The organism is Halosimplex halobium, from assembly GCF_051414055.1.
GTDB classification, from domain to species: Archaea; Halobacteriota; Halobacteria; order Halobacteriales; family Haloarculaceae; genus Halosimplex; species Halosimplex halobium.
Window position 1 is genome coordinate 149,905 of the sequence record NZ_JBLKNX010000005.1, and the last position, 18,360, is coordinate 168,264.

An 18,360-nucleotide genomic window follows, 5' to 3' on the forward strand; every position below is an offset into this window, starting at 1 on the left:
CGCCGGCGAGCCGGTCCGCGGTGGCCGGAAACGTCGCGAAGGGGTTCGGGGCGTTCAGCAACACTAATGTCGGAGACGCCGGACCAACGTCTATGGGCGACCGCTTTGACGTGGTGATCGCGGGTGCCGGACCCGCCGGAGCGCAGTGCGCGCGCGACCTGGCGGCGAGGGATCACGAGGTGCTCGTGCTGGAGACGGAACCCGAGGCCGAGTTCCCGCGTCAGAGCAACAAGTCGACCGCCGGGACCTTCCCCTCGATGATGGCGTCGTTCAACGTCCCCGACGAGGTGGTGATGAACTTCACCGAGACGGTCGTGCTGGAGTCGCCGAACGACCACTTCGTCCGCGACCAGCCCGGCGCCGTCCTGGAGTTCGCCGACTTCAAGCGCTGGCTCGTCGCCGAGGGCCGGGCGAACGGTGCGGAGTACCGCTTCGACTCGCGGGTCTCGAAGCCGATCGTCGAGGACGGCGAGCCGGTCGGCGTCCGCTACGACGGGCAGGAAGAGGTGTACGCCGACGTCGTGATCGACGCGACGGGCCCGGCGGCACCGCTGGCGAAGGAGCTGGGCGTCACCGACCTGCAGCGCGACCGCCAGGCCATCGGCGTCGAGTACGAGTTCGAGGGCGTCGAGGCCGACCACCCCGAGTTCGCCGACTGCACCGACGCGATGATGCTCCGCCTGGACCACGACCTCGCGCCGGGCGGCTACTCCTGGCTGTTCCACACGGGCGAGGACACGGCGAAGGTCGGGCTCTGCTACATCCAGAACGACAGCCACCGCGAGTACGCCAGGGAGGGGATGGGCATCGACGACTACCTGGAGTACTGGCTGGAGAGCGACCCCCGCTTCGAGAACGCGACGCGGCTCGACGGCAAGCAACACCGCGGGTCGGCCCACATCCAGAAGCCGGGGCAGATGACCACCGATAGCTTCATCGCCATCGGCGACACCGTCCCGACGATCGACCCGCTGTGGGGCGAAGGGATCCACAAGGGGATGAAATCCGCGCGGGCGGCGGCGGCCACGGCCGACCGGGCGCTGACCGGGACGGTCGACACCTCCGCCGAGGAGATGACCATCTACAACGACCTGTGGCACAGCGACGTGGCGCCGAAGATGAACACCCGCCTGCTGATGACCGAGCTGCTGTATCTCGCGCCCAACGAGCGCTACGACCGGCTGATGGCCGACCTGCGGGAGGCCGACGGCGACACGCTCGCGGAGGTCAACAGCGGCAACCGGCTGGCGATGCGGAACCTGATCCACCTCGACGACCTGCCCCTGCTCGCGCGGTTCGCCCGCGAGCGACTGGGGAGCTGACCGCGACCGCGCAGTCGCGTCGCCGCGGCAGTCACGGCGAGTTCGCGGTGTGCCTCCGGACACGCCGGCAGTGCCCGCTGGGCGCCGCCGACAGTCCCTCGAAAAGCCGACAGGATTTTACCGTTCCCGGTCGCGTCGTCGAGCATGGAACGGGAACCGAGCAGGCGACGATTCGTCAAGGGGTGCTGTCTCGCCGGCGCGGGGGCGCTGGCCGCGAGCGGTTCGGTCGGCAACGCGACGGCGAGCGGTCGACAGGAAGTGCCGCCGACCCGCTGGGAGCGGACCTACGACAGGGGGACGCCGGCCGAGGCGAACGCCGTCGTGCCGGCCGGCGACGGCGGGTTCGTCGTCGCGGGGACGACCGAGCCCGCGGACGGCGAGGCCGCCGAGGCGATCTGGCTCGCCAGGCTGACCGCCGGCGGGCGGATCGACTGGGAGACGACCGTCGCCGAGCGCGCCGTCACGAGGGGGTTCGACGTGGCGCCCGTCGGCGACGGGTTCGTCGTCGCCGGCCACACCCACGAGGAGGGGTCGAGCCAGCAGGGCGCGTTCGCCGTCCGCGTCGACGGCGAGGGGACCGAGCAGTGGCGACGGGTGTTCAACGTCAGGTCGGAGCGGACCGACACGGTGCGAGGGGTCACGGTCGACGAACAGGGACGGTTCGTCTTCGTGGGGTGGACCGACCGGTTCGACGACGCCTGGGTCGTCCGGATGAACCCCGACCAGTCGATCGACTGGTCCGAGACCATCGGGCCCGGGGGCCGCAACCAGCTCCACGGGGTCGTCGTCGCCGAGGAGGGCGGCTACATCGCGGTCGGCGAGACCGACGACACGGCGGACGACACCGCGGGGTGGATCGTCAAGCTCGACGACGAGGGGACCCAGGTGTTCTCACAGCAGTTCAAGAAGCGCTCCGACGACGCGATCAACTCCTACGACGACTACAACGTCCTCTACGACGTGGCGGAGACGCGCAACGGGTTCGTCGCCGTCGGCGCCAACGCCTTCGACCCGCAGACCAACGACCGGCAGGGCTGGGCACTGGAGATCAACGTCGACGGCGGCAAGCGGTGGGGGACCCGCGTCGAGTCCGACACCTACACCGTGTTGCGGAGCGTCACCGGCGGCTACCTGGAGTACTACGTCGCCGGCGAGACGGCCACGAACGGGGACGGCGTCAACGCCCGGGGGTTCGCCGCCAACCTCGGCATCGACGGCGAGACCAGGTGGAAGCAGACGTACGGGTCGGGCTCCAGCGAGTTCTCCGCGTTCCACCTCACCGACGACGAGGGGATGGTCTGCGTCGGGAGCACGGCCGACTCGGCCGGCGGACCCGCCGCCGGCTGGGGCGTGAAGGTCGGCGGCGCGGAGGTCGCCACGGCGACGCCCTCGCCGACGCCCAGCCCGACCGCCTCGCCGACCGCGACGCCGACCGACGACTCGACGCCGACGTTCACCCCGACGCCGACCGACGAACCCGGTACCGACGCAGGTGGCGGCGCCACGGCCACCGCGACGCCGACGGCGACGCCGTCGGGGGGTCCGGGGACGGCGACCCGGGACGGCGGTGACGGCGGGACCGCGACGACGGCCGGCGACGGCGGTGGCGGCGGACTCTCGCCGGCGGTCATCGGCGTCGGCGCGGCGATCCTCGCTATCGGGAGCGCCGGCGTGCTCTACAACCGGTTCCTCGCCGGCGACGACGAGGGCGCCGGCGGCGACGAGGGCGCCCCGTCCGACGACAGCGGTGGGGGCGGCGGCGACGGCGGGGGGAGCGGCGTCGAGACGACCGAGCCCGACACCGAGGGCACCCAGGAGGTCCAGGCCGCCCAGACCGTCGTCGATAGCCCCGACGGCGAGCGGACGGAGGTGGCCGACGACGACGCGACGGACGCCGGAACGGACGATGCCAGCGGCGACGAGGCGGACGACCCCGGGGCAGCCGAATCCGAGTCCGACGGTGCGACCGCGGACGACGCGACCGAGGAGTCCGGAGACGGCGATGCGACCGACGGATCCGGAGCGGGGGACGCGGGCGACGGCACGAGCGACGAGACGTAGGAGCGCGTTCCGGAGTCGCAACCCCTATTGGTCGCTCGTCCCGATGGTCGCGTATGTCTCAGGACAGCCAGTCCCCCGAGAGCGTGTCGCGCGTCGACGGGATGCCGACCTTCGGGCTCGGGACGTGGGAAAACGAGAACCCCGAGCAGTGCGCCGAGAGCGTCCGGACGGCGCTAGAGATGGGGTACCGTCACGTCGACACCGCCCAGATCTACGGCAACGAGTCGGCCGTCGGCGACGGCATCGCCGCGGCGGACGTGCCCCGCGAGGAGGTCTTCCTCGCGACGAAGGTGTGGATCGACCACCTCGACCGCGACGGCGTGGTCGAGAGCACGGAGGAGAGTCTCGAGAAACTGGGCGTCGACAGCGTCGACCTGCTGTACGTCCACTGGCCCTCGCGCACCTACGACGCCGAGGAGACGCTGCCCGCCTTCGAGGAGCTGAAATCGCGCGGGCTGGTCGACCGCATCGGCGTCTCGAACTTCGAACCCCACCACATCGAGGAAGCCCAGGAGGTGCTCGACGAGCCGATCTTCGCCAACCAGGTGGAGTGTCATCCGCTGCTCCCCCAGGCGGAACTGCGCGAGTACGTCGCGGGGACGGACATCGAACTCGTCGGCTACTCGCCGCTGGCCCGCGGCGCCGTCTTCGACGTGCCGGCGATCACCGAGGTCGCGGAGAAACACGGCGTCAGCGAGGCACAGGTGTCGCTCGCCTGGCTCCGCGAGAAGGGCGTGACGGCCATCCCGAAGGCCACCGGCGAGGCCCACATCCGCGACAACTGGGAGAGCCTCGGCCTCGAACTGGACGAGGAGGATGTGGCGACCATCGACGCCATCGACCGGACCGACCGGCAGGTCCACACCAGCTTCGCACCCGAGGCCTGGGACTGAGCGGACGGCGCCTCGGGCCTGCGCCGTCGCCCGGCCGACAGCCCGTCCGCCGTTCTGACCGCTGTCGACCCGCTGTTTTCCCCGCTGTCGGCCGCCCGCTGGCCCGGGCTGGTGCCGGGCTGCTCCCGGCTCTCGGAACCGCCGATCCTGTCGTCGAGAGGACCTGTCGACGGTGAAACAGCGGCGGCCGTCGGCGGGCAACAGAAGAGGTATACAGGGCGCTGCCAAAGTCGGGAACATGTCAGTCGGGAACCGGCAGGGGGTCGTCGAAGCCGTCCGCTTCGACCTGAACAAGTTCCACGAGACCTGGATGGAGTTGCTCTACCCGCGACAGCGCGGTGCGGGCGACACCGTGCTGGGGAAGTGGCGACCGGAGACTGCCCGGGAGAAGGTGACCTACAACGCGTGGGCGGCGCTGGGGGCGCTCGTCGTCGCGGTGCTGTACCCGCTGGCCCTGTTCGGCGTCGTCGTCCGCTTCCACGCCCGGAAGATCGACGTGTCGGTCGAGAAACTCGGCGCCGTCGGCGTGATCCTGCTCGCGATCCTCGTGTGGGGCGGCCTCTCGGCGCTGGTGGAGTTCCGGCTGGACTACTCGAACCAGGCGGCCAACGCCATCATCGCCGCCAGCGTCGTCGCCGTCCTCTCGGCGGCGCTGGCCGTGTTCTTCCGGGCGGTCGGCGGCCGGGTCACGACCGTCGTCTTCGCGTACCCGTTCGGGATGACGGCCATCTTCCTGCCGCCGGTCGTCGCCGCGCTCGTCTCCGAGGACGTGGCCCAGTTCAGCATCGTCTACGCCGACCAGATCGCCGAGTTCGTCCGCCAGTCGGTCCTCGAACCGGTCGGGCTCCGCGACTACGTCGTCGAGAAGTTCGACATGACCGAGTTCGCCTACGTCCTCATCTGGATCGGGATCTCCGTCCCGCTCGGGTGGCTGCTGGGAACCACCGTCGCGCTCGCCGACTTCATCCGCCCGAAAGGCGAGTAGGCGCCGTCCCGCCGGCGGTCCGCTCTTCGCCGTCCGTTCCCTGTCTCCCGGTCTTTTCTCCGAAGTAGCTACAGCACGTCACCGGGGTCGACGACGGCAGGTTCCGGGGCGTTGTCCGCCGCGTCGCCGCTCGCGACGGCGACCGTCCCGGTCGACTCGCGGTCGACGAGCACCGTTGCGCCCGCGGCGACCGGCGCGAGCACGCCCGCGACGACGGTCCCGGGGTCGGCCAGCGGCGCCCGGACCGACACCTCGTCGTCGGCGGCGAGGCCGTACTCGTCGACGACTCGCTCGGCGGCCGACAGGAGTCGCTCGTGAGTGAACTCGCGGTCGGCGGCGGCGAGGGCGGTGTCGGTCGGGTCGACGCGGTCCGGCGGCGCGGTCGGGTTCTCGCTCCACATCTCGGCCTCGAAGTGGGCGAACTCGGGGTCGTCCGGTACGTCGCCGTAGACGAACGTCTTGGTGCCGGGGTCGGGGTCGTAGGCGTCGGCGCGAGCGGCGGGGGCGACCAGCGCCTTCGCCGAGGGCGACTCGCCGGGGTCGAAGCGGGTCGTCGCGCCGAGGAGGCACGCGCCGAACAGGGCCAGCAGCGGCGGCGGCGTGAGCGGGTCGCCGGCGTCGACGGCGACGGTCGCGCCGCCGCGGACCCCGTAGTGGCGCAGGATGTTGCCCGTCTTCCAGGCGTTCGTGCAGCACTTCTCGTAGCTGTACGACCCGGCGCGGCTGTCGGTCCGGACAGCGAGGTCGTCGCTCCGCCGGTCGCGTGCGACCAGGTCCCCGATCACGTCCATGGCGGCGCTTCGGCCGGTACCGGCAAAAGGAGTCCGACACGGGCCGACGGCGGCGACGAACGTCTTCGGTCCGCGGGCCCGCGGATTTCTGATCCGAAAGTAACAGGTCGGTGGACCCGAACGCTCCAGCAATGACTGACTGGGACGTGTACCTCGTCACGCAGGAGAGTCTCTCGGGCGACCGAACGACGCGCGAGGTCGTCGAGGCGGCCGTCGCCGGCGGCGTCGACGTGGTGCAACTGCGCGAGAAGGACCGGAGCGCTCGCGAGCGCTACCACGTGGGCCGCAAGCTCCGGGAGCTCACCCGCGAGGCCGGGGTGACGTTCGTCGTCAACGACCGGGTGGACCTCGCCGCGGCGGTCGACGCCGACGGGGTCCACCTCGGCGACGACGACCTGCCGGTCGAGGTGGCCCGCGAGCAACTCGGGGACGACGCCATCGTCGGCCGGTCGGTGTCGTTCGTCGACGACGCCCGCCGCGCCGAGAAGGCGGGCGCCGACTACCTCGGGGTCGGCGCCGTCTACGCCACCGGCTCGAAGGACGACATCGACGACGACGAGTACGAGATCGGCCCCGAGCGCGTCGGCGAGATCGCCGCGGCCGTCGACATCCCCGTCGTGGGCATCGGCGGGATCACCGCGGACAACGCCGCGCCGGTCGTCGAGGCGGGCGCCGACGGCGCCGCCGTGATCACGGCGATCACCCGCGCCGACGACCCCGAGGCGGCGACCCGCGACCTGGCCGAGACCGTCGCCGACGTACGCGGGGACTGACGGGCCCGGTCGGGAACAAACAGCGCCGAGGCCGACCCTAGCTATTCCCGATCGCGGGCCGAACGGGCCGGCGTGCAGGACCCTCGGGCGGTGGGCGCGTCGCTCGCCGGACGCCGGCGGGCGCTGGTCGCCGTCCTCGCTATCGTCTTCGTCGACCTGCTGGGGTTCGGGATCGTCGTCCCGATCCTCCCCTTCTACGTCCGCGACCTGGGCGGGACGGACGTGGTCTACGGCCTGCTTGCGGCCTCCTACTCGCTGATGCAGTTCGTCTCCGCGCCGCTGCTCGGACAGCTGTCGGACGCCCGCGGGCGGCGGCCGGTCCTCATGCTCTCGCTTCTGGCGAACACCGTGGCCTGGACCGTCTTCGGGCTCGGCGGCGAGGTCGGGGCGGCCGCGGGCGCGACCGCGGCGCTGGCGACGCTCTTTCTCGCGCGGATGCTCGCCGGTGCGATGGGCGGCAACATCGCGACCGCGCAGGCGTACATCGCGGACGTGACGCCGGCCGACCGCCGCGCCGGCGCGCTCGGGCTGGTCGGCGCCGCCTTCGGCCTGGGGTTCGTCTTCGGGCCGGCGCTCGGGTCGGTACTGGCGAGCGACGGCGTCGTCGCCGCTGCGGCGGGCACCTTCCCGGCGTTCGTCCCGGCGACGCGCTTTTCGCTGCCGAGCTTCGGCGCTGCGGCCCTGAGCTTCCTCGCCTTCCTCGGGGCGTGGGCCTTCCTGCCCGAGCCCGAGCGGCAGGCGCGGACGGCCGGCCGGCCGCGGATCGTCGGCCAGTTCGTCGACGCCGCCCGCGACGCCACACTGCGGCCGCTGGTCGGCGCCTTCCTCGTCGCCTCGGTCGCCTTCTCCGGTATCCAGGTGGCGTTCATCCCATACGTCGCGGACGTGTACGGCTACGACGCCTCCCAGGCCGGACTCCTGCTCACGTACGTCGGCGCGCTGGCGGTGGTCAACCAGGGGGTCGTCGTCGGCCGGCTCTCTCGGGTGGTTCCCGCCCGACAGCTCGCCGCCGCCGGCGCCGCGCTGCTGGTCGTTGCGCTCGCGGCGTTTCCCTTCTCCCCGGAGATCGGGCGGGCGCTGCTGGGCGAGCGGGCGATCCTCGGGTTCGGGCCGCGGGTGGTCGCGCTGCTGGGCGCGCTGACGCTGCTGTCGCTCGGCAACAGCCTGCTGAACGTCTCGCTGACGACGCTGGTGTCGCTGGCGACGAGCGCCGACCGGCAGGGCGGGGCCTTCGGCGTCACGCAGGGGGCGGGCAGCCTCGGGCGGACGGTCGGTCCGCCGGTCATGACGGCGCTGTACGCCCTCGTCGTCTACTGGTCGCCGTTCGTCTTCGGCGCGGCCCTCACGGTCGGGATCGTCGTCCTGCTGACGACCGTCCGGGTCGTCGGCGACCCCGCGGAGGCACCGGCCGATGGCACCGACTAGCCGGTCGCCATCGGCCCCACTCGTTTGGCGCCGGGCTTGAGTGGCGGGCGTCCGAACGACGGGTATGGGAAACTGGACCGCCGCCGACGTGCCGGACCTGTCGGGAAAGACCGTCGTCGTCACCGGGGCCAACAGCGGCCTGGGCTACGAGGCGACCCGCGTGTTCGCCCGGAAGGGCGCGACTGTGGTGATGGCCTGCCGGAGCGCCGACCGCGGCGAGCAGGCGGCCGCCGAGATCCGCGACGAGGAACGGCTCGACGGCGACCCCCTCGACGTGCGCGAGTGCGACCTGGCCGACCTCGACTCGGTGGCGTCGTTCGCCGAGGGCTTCCTCGCCGACTACGACGCGCTGCACGTCCTCTGCAACAACGCCGGCGTGATGGCGATCCCCCGCTCGGAGACGGCCGACGGCTTCGAGACACAGTTCGGCGTCAACCACCTCGGCCATTTCGCGCTGACGGGCCACCTCCTCGACAGGATCGTCGCCACGCCGGGGGAGACGCGGGTCGTCACCCACTCCAGCGGCGCCCACCAGGGCGGGGAGATCGACTTCGATGACCTCCACCACGAGGAGTCCTACGGGAAGTGGGAGGCCTACGGCCAGTCGAAGCTGGCAAACCTGCTGTTCGCCTACGAACTCCAGCGCCGCCTCTCGGCGGCGGGGATCGAGGACACGATCTCCGTGGCCTGCCACCCCGGCTACGCCGCCACCTCGCTGCAGGCGCGCGGCCCGAAGGAGGAGGGGTCGACCGTGAAACTGTACGTGATGCGGGCGATGAACGCCGTTCTCGGCCAGTCCGCCGAGATGGGTGCGCTCCCGCTAATCTACGCCGCGACGGAACCCGGCGTCGACGGCGGGGCCTACGTCGGCCCCGGCGGGCTGTTCGACATGCGAGGGCACCCCGAGCCCCAGCGCTCCAGCGACGCCTCCTACGACACCGACCGCGCCGAGCGACTCTGGCGCGTGTCCGAGGACATGACGGGCGTCACCTACGACTTCGACGGGTTCGCCGGGGCGGCGGAACCGGGAACGGACGCCCCGGGCGACGCGAGCGACGAGGCCGCGGGCGACGAGGCCGCAAGCGGCGCGGACTGACGGGCGGACCGGGTCCTCCCCGTCAGTCGTCGGTCCCGTCGAACGACCCGTTCAGTACCTTTCCCGCCGTCAGCACGGGGTCCCAGACGGGCGAGAACGGCGGTGCGTAGGCCAGGTCGAGGTTCTCGACCTCCGTGACGGTCATATTGCCTTCCAGCGCGGTCGCGACGGTGTCGATCCGGACGGCCGCGCGGTCGGTGCCGACGATGGTACCGCCGAGTAGCCGCCCCGTCTCGCGGTCGGCGGTCAGCGTGACCACTGTCTCGGCCGCGCCGGGGTAGTAACCCGACCGGGAGGCGGTCGTGATCGTCTCGCTGACGGGGTCGAATCCCGCCTCGCGCGCCCGCTCGTGGTCGACGATCCCCGTCCGGCCGCACTCCTGGTCGAAGGCCTTGACGACGGCCGTCCCCGCGACGGCCCCGGTCGGCTTCGGGTCGCCGGCGACGGTCCTCCCGATCGCGCGACCCGCGCGGTTGGCCGTCAGCCCGAGCGGCACCCAGTCGAACTCGCCGGTGACGGCGTGGCGCGCCTCCGCGCAGTCGCCCGCGGCGTAGACGCCCTCGGCCGACGTGCGCCCGTAGTCGTCGACGGCGACCGCGCCGGAGTCGCCGAGTTCGACCGGCGTGTCGTCGACGAGGTCGACGTTCGGCCGGATCCCCACACCCACCAGCGCCAGGTCGACGTCGAGGGCGGTCCCGCCGGCACACTCCAGTCGCTCGACGCGGCCGTCGCCCGCCAGCCGCTCGACCTCGGTGTCGAGGTGGAGCCGTACCCCCCGATCGCGCAGTTCGGCCTCGACCCGCTCGGCGACGGCCTCGCCGAAGGGGTCGAGGAGGTGCTCGCCCCGCTGGAAGACGTGTACGTCGAGGCCGTGGGCTGTGAACGCCTCGGCCATCTCGACGCCGACGTAGCCGCCGCCCACGATGGCGACCGTCTCCGGCGGCTCCCAGTCGGCGTACGGCTCGATCACCGACGGGTCGAGGAAGTCGCCGCCGCCCAGCGACTCGACGGTCGCCTCGCCGGCGGGTTCGAGCGCCGCACGGATCGCCGCCGCGTCGTCAAGTCCGTGGAGCGAGCGGACGCCGGCCAGGCCGGTGCCGTCCACCGGGCCGGTCAGCGCGTGGGCACCGGTGGCGACGAGCAGGTCGCCGTAGGGCTGTTCGCGGCGGTCGCCGTCCGGACCGCGGACGGTCACGGTCCGGTCGTCCGTGTCGATCCCCGTCACCTCGTGCTCGCGGTGGAGGTCGATCCCTCGTTCGTCGATGTCCTCGGGGGAGAGCGTCAGCAGGTCGGTCAGCGCGTCGACCTCGCCTTTCACGTAGTAGGGGGTCCCGCAGTGGGCGTAGGAGACCCACCGCCCCTTCTCGAAGACGACCACCTCGCGGTCGGGGTCCTCCCGTTTGCACTTGCTCGCGGCGCTCAGCCCGGCGGCGTCGCCGCCGACCACGACGAACGGCTCGGCTGTCATGGCTCCGAGATGGGAGCGCCCCGACGTAGTGGTTCGGGCCGTTTGGCCGTGTCGCGCACGACCGCTCGAGCGGGGCGGAGCCGCAACTGCCACGGCCGGTCGTCGACGCGGCCGCCGAGGAATGGACGACCCGCGCTCACCAGTTCCAGGGCCCGTGGTCGGGGTCGATCTCCCGGTGGCGCTCGTCGATCGAGTCGATCAGCTCGATATCCTCCTCGTCCAGTTCGAGGTCGCCGGCGGCGAGGTTCTGTGCCATGTGCTCGCGGCTGCTGGCCTTCGGGATGGCGGCGACGTTGTCGTGGGAGAGCACCCACGCGAGGCTGACCTGCGCCGGGGTGGCGTCGTGTTTCTCGGCGACCTGCTCGATCTCCGGCACGTCGAGCGCCGCGCCCTTCCCCAGCGGCGAGTACGCCACCAGACAGTAGTCGTGCTCCTGGGCGTGCGCGACGAGTTCCCGCTGGGGGAGCAGCGGGTGCATCTCCACCTGGTGGGCGAACAGCGGGGCGTCCAGCACTTCCCGGGCCTCGTCGAGCAACTCGGGCGTGAAGTTCGACAGCCCGACGTTCCGGGTCTTCCCGGCCTCGTAGGCGGCGTCGAACGCGGGCAGGACTTCCTCGTGGTCGTAGACGCCGGAGGGCCAGTGGACGTACAGCAGGTCGACGTAGTCGACGCCCAGGCGGTCGAGACAGCCGTCGATGGCGTCGGGGACCTGTTCGGGCTCGGGCGGCACGTCGTGGTGGACCGTCTTCGTCGAGAGCCACACGTCGTCGCGGGCCACGTCGCTGTCGCGGAGCCCCTGCCCGACGTACTCCTCGTTCTCGTAGACCTGCGCGGTGTCGACGTGGCGAAAACCCACGTCGAGGGCCGTGCGGACGTTCTCGCGCCACTGCTCGCGGTCGTCGTCGGAGTAGGTCCCCAGCCCGAGTCGCGGGAGAGAATCGACTGGCATGGTCCGGCCTTGCGGCCATCACGGCTTGACCCTGCCGGTCGCGGAAGTCCGGGTGGGGCCGATCCCGTCAGTAGATCGGCGGCACGTAGAGGTTCAGCGTCTGCAGGGGCTCGTCGCCGTCGTTCTCGATCTCGTGGGTCTCGCCGGCCTCGATGACGAGCAACTCGCCCGCCTCGAAGCGCACGTCCTCGCCGTCGACGGTGGCGCGGCCCGACCCCGAGACGACGTAGAGCCACTGGTCGCTGTCGGGGTGGCGGTTGTCGGGGCCGCCGGTCGACTGGCCGGGCGAGAGCGTCATCTGGGCGGCCTGGGCGTCCTCGGTGGTCTCGCGCACGTCGAAAAAGCCCTCGAAGTCGAGACTGGCGCGTCTCATGGCCGGGATGTCGGCCCCCGGGGTCCTGACGGTTTCGACGGCGAGTCGGGGTCGGACGGCGGACGGGCCGAGAACGGGGCGGCCGACGGGGCCGTCACCGGCCCCGTAGCGGCTCAGTCCCGGCGGCTGAAGTCGCCGCCAGCGTACGCCGAGACGCTGCGACCGTCGGCGATCAGCTGGTCGACGGCGAACTCGGCGACCGCGTCGCGCATCCGGAGCGTGGCGGTCTCGTCGCCCATCGTCACCTGGAACATCCGGGCGCCGGCCATCGAGGTGTAGATGCTCCGGCCGACCCACTCGGGGTCGACGTCCTCGTGGAACACGCCCGCCTCGACGCCGTCCTCGATGATCCCGCTGACGACCGATGCGTTCTCGCGGTAGTGGGCCGCGAGCTTCTCGCGGAACTCCTCGTTGTGGGCGGCCTGGACGCGCAACTGGAGGATCGCGAGGGCGAACGTCTCCCGCTGTTCCTCGCCGGGTTCGATGACGAACTTGTCGATGAACTCCTCGAGGCGCGCAAGCGGCTCCTCGGTGTCGGACTCGGCGAGCCGGTTGCCGATCCAGCCGATGACCCGGTCGAGGAAGACCAGCATCAGCTCCTCTTTGGTGTCGTAGTGGTAGTGCAGCAGCGAGCGGCTCTTGTCGAACTCGTCGGCGATGTCCTGCATCGTGAGGTGGGCGTAGCCGTGCTTGCACAGCGCGTGGTAGGTCGCACCCATGATCGCGTCGTGTGTGTCACCCTGCACGTCCACCTCGGAAGCCATACCCACGTGTTACCGGCCGCGGGCAAAAATCTTCCGCGCCCGTGAACGGTTGGAACCACCGGGGCACGGGACGAGGCCTGCGACTAACATTTGAGTTAGTTATTTAAGGAGGCAGTCGTTATGCGGTGCTATGTCATGGGGTTTCTCCGGCGGGAACGACGACGCCGACGCGTTCGAGGACCTCCGTGAGTCGGCCGACCGGCCGATGTGGGAGATATTCACGGAGTACGGGCGCGACTACAAGGGCGAGTTCGCGCTCGGCGCGGTGGCGAGTATCGTCGCCCGCTTTTTCGAGCTGATCCCGGCGCTCATCCTCGGGATCGCCATCGACTCGCTGTTCGCGGGCACACAGCCGTTCCGGCTGCCGCTGGTTCCGGGGTCGGCCATCCCCGAGGGGACCGAGGGGCAGTTCTGGTTCGCCGTCGGGCTCGTGGCGGCGATCTACGTGCTGACGGCGACGCTGAACTGGGTCAACTCCTGGGCGTGGAACCGCTTCGCCCAGCACCTCCAGCACGAGGTGCGCGTCGACACCTACGACGTGGTCCAGCGGCTGGACATGAGCTTCTTCGACTCGAAACAGACGGGGGAGATCATGTCCATCCTCAACAACGACGTGAACCAGCTGGAGAGCTTCCTCACCGACGACCTCAACGCCGGCATCCGCATCGGCGTCCTCGTCGTCGGGACCGGCGCGCTGATGGTCTGGCTCAACGCGCAACTGGCGGTCGTCGCCCTCCTCTCGATCCCGGTCCTCGCCCTGGCGAGTTACGTGTTCGTCCAGAAGATCGGGCCGAAGTACGGCCGCGTGCGCAGCTCCGTGGGCGCGCTGAACTCCCGGCTGGAGAACAACATCGGCGGCATCGAGGTCGTCAAGTCCTACGGCCGCGAGGGCTTCGAGCGCGACCGCGTCGAGTCCGCCTCCGAGGACTACCTCGACGCCAACTGGGACGCGATCACGACGCGGATCAAGTTCTTCCCCTCGCTGCGGATCATCACCGGTTTCGGCTACGTCATCACCTTCCTCGTCGGCGGCTACTGGCTGCTGTTCGGCGCGCCCGGCCCCTTCTCGGGCACGCTCCAGCTCGGGACGCTCACCACGATGCTTTTGTGGTCGCGGCGGTTCCTCTGGCCGATGCGCCAGTTCGGCAACGTCGTCAACAACTACCGCTACGCCTTCGCCGCCGCCGAGCGAGTGGTCGGCCTGATGAACGACCCCGGGACGATCCACGAGGACGACGACGCGATCGACCTGGACGGCGTCGAGGGCCTCGTCGAGTACGAGGACGTGCGCTTTCGCTACCCCGAGGCCGACGAGAACTCCGTCGAGGACGTGACCTTCACCGCCGAACCCGGCGACTTCGTCGGCCTCGTCGGCCCGACCGGGGCGGGCAAGACCACGCTGCTCAAGCTGCTGATGCGGCTGTACGACCCCCACGAGGGGACGATCCGGATCGACGGACGGGACGTGCGGGACCTGTCGCTGTCGAGCCTGCGGAGCCACATCGGCTACGTCAGCCAGGAGCCGTACCTCTTCCACGGCACCATCGAGGAGAACGTCGCCTACGGGCTGGAGGCGAGCGACGACGAGATCGTCGAGGCGCTGCGGATGGCCGGGGCGATGGAGTTCGTCGCCGACCTGCCCGACGGCATCGAGACGACCGTCGGCGAGCGCGGGGTGAAACTCTCCGGCGGCCAGCGCCAGCGGATCGCTATCGCGCGGGCCATCCTCGAGGACCCGGAGATCCTCGTCCTCGACGAGGCGACCAGCCACGTCGACAACGAGACGGAGGTGCTGATCCAGCAGTCGCTGGAGAACCTCACCGCCGAGCGGACGACCTTCGCCATCGCTCACCGGCTGTCGACCGTCCGGGACGCCGACACCATCCTCGTCATGGACGACGGGAAGGTCGTCGAGCAGGGGTCCCACGAGGACCTGCTGGAGGCCGACGGGCTGTACGCGAACCTCTGGAGCGTCCAGGTCGGCGAGGTCGACGCGCTCCCCGAGGAGTTCGTCGAGCGGACCGCCGAACGGGAACGCGCCAGCCTCGACGACGACTGAGCGGCCCCGGAGCCCGGACGACTGAGCGGCCCCGTGCTCAGTCGACGGTGGATCCGACCGCGACCACGCGGCCGCCGTCGCCGGCGATGGGCGTCTCGACCGTCTCGACGCCGGAGAAGACCACTCTCGCGCCGCCGCTCTCGCTCTCGGTCATCTCGACGGACCAGCCGTGGGCGCGGGCGATGGCCTCGACGATTGCGAGGCCGAGGCCGGTCCCGTCGTCGTCGGTCGTGTAGGCGTACTCGAAGACCTGGTCGCGCTCGTCCGGCGGGACGCCGGGACCGTCGTCGGCGACGGCGAACCCCTCGTCGGTGCGCTCGACGGTGACCGTCAGCGACGCGCCGCCGTGCTCGATGCAGTTGCGGTAGAGGTTCTCGAAGACCGACTGCAGGCGCGTCGCGTCGGCGTAGATCCGGACCCCCGCGTCCGCCCGCACGTCGAGTTCGGCCTCGCCGGTGTCGACGGTGCCCCAGGCGTCGCGGGCGACGGTCGCCAGGTCGACCCGGTCCAGTTCGTCGATGGTCTGGCCCTCCCGGGCGAGCGTGAGCGTGTCGCCGATGATCTGGTCGATCCGGTCGAGCGCGTCGCTGGCGGTCTCGAGGTGCTCGTCGTCGTGGCGCTCGCGGGCGAGTTCGACCCGCCCGTGGGCGACGTTCAGCGGGTTGCGCAGGTCGTGGCTGAGCGTGCTCGCGAACCGCTCCAGCTGGGTAGTCTGCTGTTCGAGGTCCCGGACGTGCTGGCGCCGCTCGGTCACGTCGCGCAACACAAGCGTGTACCCCGCGACCGACCCGCGCACCTCCAGCGGGGAGACGGTCACGTCGTACTCCCGGACCTCGCCGTCCTCGAACCGCGTGAACGTCGAGACGAACGGCGAGTCGTCGGTCCCGGTCGAGGGGAGCACGTCCGTCGGATCGCCGCCCGAGGGCGACTCGCTCGCCCCGGTTCCGGCGGCCGACCGCCCGACGGCCGCATCGATGACTCCCCCGTCGCCGTTCCCCGTGTCCGCGGGGTCGCCGTCCCGCTCGTCGTCGCCGTCCTCCCCGCGCTCGCTGGCCGGGCGGAGTTCCGGGATGGCGTGCTCGACGAGCTCGCCCTCGTGCTCGGCGACGGCTGGGAACCGTTCGGCGGCCGCCGCGTTGTAGTCGAGCAGCCGCCGGTCGCGGTCGACGACCACGACGGCGTCGTCGAGGACCTCCAGCACGGACTCGCGGGCCAGCGGCGCCAGGTCGAACAGCTGGTGTCTGAAGACCGCCCAGGCGACGACGGCGAGTATCAGCGGCGACCCGATGACCAGCGCGCCGGCCAGCGGCCCCGGGATAGCGCCGCCGAACCACAGCGTGAAGATGGCGAAGGTCGGGAGGTAGCCGACCAGCAGCGCGGCCGTCTGCTTGCGCCCGACGCTCGGCCCGACGAGCAGGTGTGCGCCCAGCAAGGCGATCGACGCGTAGTACAGTATCGTCCCGGGGAGCACAAGCGCGACCGCGAGCGCGGTGCCCTCCGCCTGGACGTGCGGGAACGGTGACGCGAGGATCGTGTACCCGCTCCAGACCAGGTCGTGTATCGGGTTGGTGATCTCAAGTGCCGCGACCACGACGTTCCAGCCGACCAGCGCGTAGACGGCCGCCCGGGGGACCCGGCGGAGGTGCCCCGTGTACTCCAGGATGAACAGGAACCACAGCAGCGGGAGGAAGGCCGTGACGGCGGCCTCGAAGTTGTACGCCGCGACCATCCACATCCGCGACGGCGCCAGTAGCTCGCCGATCACCAGCAGGCCCGCCACTGCGTACACGGCGACGATCCCCACGAACAGTCGCCCCTGCAGGTTCATTTCCTCGTCCCACAGCCACCACGCGGCGACCGCCGCGATCGCCGTCGAGAGCGCGACCAGCCCGACGTAGACAGTCTCCGAGACCACGATACCCTACCTGATACGCGTACTGCCTAAAGAATTCTCGCTATAGAATCAAAATTGAGACTAATGGCCAGGGATATGCTGGAATAAAATCCAATAATTTCGGATATCGGAACTAATGACGGTCATATAGGGCTTCGAACTTACAGTATCGAATATGATATCGAAGCGCGAAGCGGTCGTGAACCGAGGGCCCGAAGGCGGCGACGAACCGACGGACCCAAGCGGTCGAGGGCGGTAGGGACGGCCGATGAACGTGCGGTTCCTGGGCGGCGCCCGCGAGGTCGGTCGGAGCGCGATACTGATCGACGACCGCCTCCTGCTGGACTACGGGCTGTTGACCGGCAATCCGCCGCGGTTCCCGGTCGACTCGGTCGACCCGGAGGCGGTCGTGGTCAGCCACGGCCACCTCGACCACGTCGGCGCCGTCCCGTCGCTGTGTTCGGGCGACCGCCGGCCGCCGATCCACTGGACGCCGCCGACGCGGGAACTCGCGCTGACGCTCGCCCGCGACACGCTCAAACTGCACGGCGGGACCTACGACTGCCCGTTCACCGAGACGGAGGTCCGCAGAGTCACCCAGGTCTCCGAGACCCACGGCTACCGGGAGCCCTTCGAGGCCGCCGGCTACGAGGTCACCTTCTACGAGGCCGGCCACATCCCCGGTAGCGCCCACGTCGTCGTCGACGACGGTGAGACGCGACTGCTGTACACCTCCGACTTCCACACCGGCGACCAGCGCCTGGTCGCGGGCACCACCGCCCGCCCGGACGCCGACGTGGTCCTCTGCGAGTCGACCTACTCCGACGTGACACACGAGGACCGCGGGGCCGTCGAGGAGCGGTTCGCCGAGAGCCTCCGCACCACGGTCTGGGAGGGCGGCACCGTCGTCGTCCCCGCGTTCGCCATCGGGCGCACCCAGGAGGTCCTCCTCATCTGCGAGGCCCACGACATCGACTGCTACGTCGACGGGATGGGCAAGCGCGTGACGGAGATGCTCCGGCGCCACCCCGAGTTCGTCCGCGACGCCGACGCGCTCCGGCGAGCGAAGTCAGCGGCCCGCTTCGTCGACGGCCGCGACGGGCAACGCCGGCGCATCGCCGACGACAACACCGTCATCGTCACCACCAGCGGGATGCTCTCGGGCGGGCCGGCGATGACCTACATCCCCGCGATCCGCGGCTCGCCGACGAACAAGATCGCGATGACGGGCTACCAGGTCGAGGGGACGCCCGGCCGGGAGCTGCTGGAGACCGGGAGCGCCGAGATCGACGGGCGGCGGATGCCCGTCGCCGCGGGGGTCGAGGCCTACGACTTCTCCGCCCACGCCGACCGCGAGGGGCTGCTCGCCTTCCTCGAGGAGTACCGCGACGCCGAGGTGCTGGTCAACCACGGCGACCGCTGCGAGGCCTTCGCCGCGGAGCTCCGCGAGGACGGCTTCTCGGCCACAGCGCCCGCGGTCGGCGACGCGGTCGAGGTGTAACCGATC

General features: G+C 71.0%; 15 protein-coding genes. 9 read left to right on the top strand and 6 right to left on the bottom strand.

The annotated features are described in order from the left end of the window. The first annotated feature begins 92 nt into the window (after nt 1-92). From ACMGFG_RS07310 to ACMGFG_RS07325, 4 genes are all read left to right on the top strand, one after another. On the top strand, nt 93-1,322 hold the full coding sequence (locus ACMGFG_RS07310; RefSeq protein WP_436929678.1) for a digeranylgeranylglycerophospholipid reductase: 1,230 nt from the start codon (nt 93-95) through the stop codon (nt 1,320-1,322). A 144-nt stretch (nt 1,323-1,466) separates the two neighbouring features. Next, a complete protein-coding gene (locus ACMGFG_RS07315) occupies nt 1,467-3,383 on the top strand; it encodes a twin-arginine translocation signal domain-containing protein (protein ID WP_436929679.1) in 1,917 nt (638 codons plus the stop codon). A gap of 53 nt (nt 3,384-3,436) precedes the next feature. Then, entirely contained in the window at nt 3,437-4,276 is an 840-nt protein-coding gene (locus tag ACMGFG_RS07320; protein ID WP_436929680.1) for an aldo/keto reductase, read from the top strand. Between the two features lie 238 nt (nt 4,277-4,514). Continuing rightward, on the top strand, nt 4,515-5,261 hold the full coding sequence (locus ACMGFG_RS07325; protein WP_436929681.1) for a hypothetical protein: 747 nt from the start codon (nt 4,515-4,517) through the stop codon (nt 5,259-5,261). 68 nt (nt 5,262-5,329) lie between these two features. Here the strand turns inward: ACMGFG_RS07325 and ACMGFG_RS07330 are convergent, their stop codons facing one another. Then, the gene (locus ACMGFG_RS07330) at nt 5,330-6,052 is read right to left on the bottom strand and encodes a hypothetical protein (RefSeq protein ID WP_436929682.1); all 723 of its coding nucleotides are present in this window, start codon (nt 6,050-6,052) and stop codon (nt 5,330-5,332) included. A gap of 131 nt (nt 6,053-6,183) precedes the next feature. Between ACMGFG_RS07330 and thiE the strand changes: the two genes are divergently transcribed. The 3 genes from thiE to ACMGFG_RS07345 all read left to right on the top strand — a co-directional run bounded on the left by thiE (nt 6,184) and on the right by ACMGFG_RS07345 (nt 9,346). After that, entirely contained in the window at nt 6,184-6,825 is a 642-nt protein-coding gene (thiE, locus tag ACMGFG_RS07335; RefSeq protein WP_436929683.1) for a thiamine phosphate synthase, read from the top strand. A gap of 72 nt (nt 6,826-6,897) precedes the next feature. Beyond that, complete coding sequence (locus ACMGFG_RS07340; RefSeq protein ID WP_436929684.1) at nt 6,898-8,250, top strand: MFS transporter; 1,353 nt, start codon at nt 6,898-6,900, stop codon at nt 8,248-8,250. 64 nt (nt 8,251-8,314) lie between these two features. Then, nucleotides 8,315-9,346: an oxidoreductase gene (locus ACMGFG_RS07345; protein WP_436929685.1), complete on the top strand. Its 1,032-nt coding sequence runs from the start codon at nt 8,315-8,317 to the stop codon at nt 9,344-9,346. A gap of 22 nt (nt 9,347-9,368) precedes the next feature. On the opposite strand, the gene ACMGFG_RS07350 is transcribed toward ACMGFG_RS07345, so the two are convergent. From ACMGFG_RS07350 to ACMGFG_RS07365, 4 genes are all read right to left on the bottom strand, one after another. After that, entirely contained in the window at nt 9,369-10,814 is a 1,446-nt protein-coding gene (locus ACMGFG_RS07350) for an FAD-dependent oxidoreductase (RefSeq protein ID WP_436929686.1), read from the bottom strand. Between the two features lie 136 nt (nt 10,815-10,950). Next, nucleotides 10,951-11,763, bottom strand: coding sequence for an aldo/keto reductase (locus ACMGFG_RS07355; protein ID WP_436929687.1), 813 nt, complete (start codon nt 11,761-11,763; stop codon nt 10,951-10,953). Between the two features lie 67 nt (nt 11,764-11,830). Beyond that, nucleotides 11,831-12,136 carry a cupin domain-containing protein gene (locus ACMGFG_RS07360; RefSeq protein ID WP_436929688.1) on the bottom strand — a complete coding sequence of 102 codons (306 nt, stop codon included), beginning with the start codon at nt 12,134-12,136 and terminating at the stop codon, nt 11,831-11,833. 113 nt (nt 12,137-12,249) lie between these two features. Continuing rightward, on the bottom strand, nt 12,250-12,900 hold the full coding sequence (locus ACMGFG_RS07365; protein ID WP_436929689.1) for a TetR/AcrR family transcriptional regulator: 651 nt from the start codon (nt 12,898-12,900) through the stop codon (nt 12,250-12,252). Between the two features lie 130 nt (nt 12,901-13,030). On the opposite strand from ACMGFG_RS07365, the gene ACMGFG_RS07370 reads away from it, so the two are divergent. Further along, nucleotides 13,031-14,959 carry an ABC transporter ATP-binding protein gene (locus ACMGFG_RS07370; protein ID WP_436929690.1) on the top strand — a complete coding sequence of 643 codons (1,929 nt, stop codon included), beginning with the start codon at nt 13,031-13,033 and terminating at the stop codon, nt 14,957-14,959. 37 nt (nt 14,960-14,996) lie between these two features. On the opposite strand, the gene ACMGFG_RS07375 is transcribed toward ACMGFG_RS07370, so the two are convergent. Continuing rightward, nucleotides 14,997-16,874: a sensor histidine kinase gene (locus ACMGFG_RS07375; protein ID WP_436929691.1), complete on the bottom strand. Its 1,878-nt coding sequence runs from the start codon at nt 16,872-16,874 to the stop codon at nt 14,997-14,999. A 247-nt stretch (nt 16,875-17,121) separates the two neighbouring features. On the opposite strand from ACMGFG_RS07375, the gene ACMGFG_RS07380 reads away from it, so the two are divergent. Further along, nucleotides 17,122-18,354 carry an MBL fold metallo-hydrolase gene (locus ACMGFG_RS07380; protein ID WP_436929692.1) on the top strand — a complete coding sequence of 411 codons (1,233 nt, stop codon included), beginning with the start codon at nt 17,122-17,124 and terminating at the stop codon, nt 18,352-18,354. The last annotated feature ends 6 nt before the right edge of the window (nt 18,355-18,360 follow it).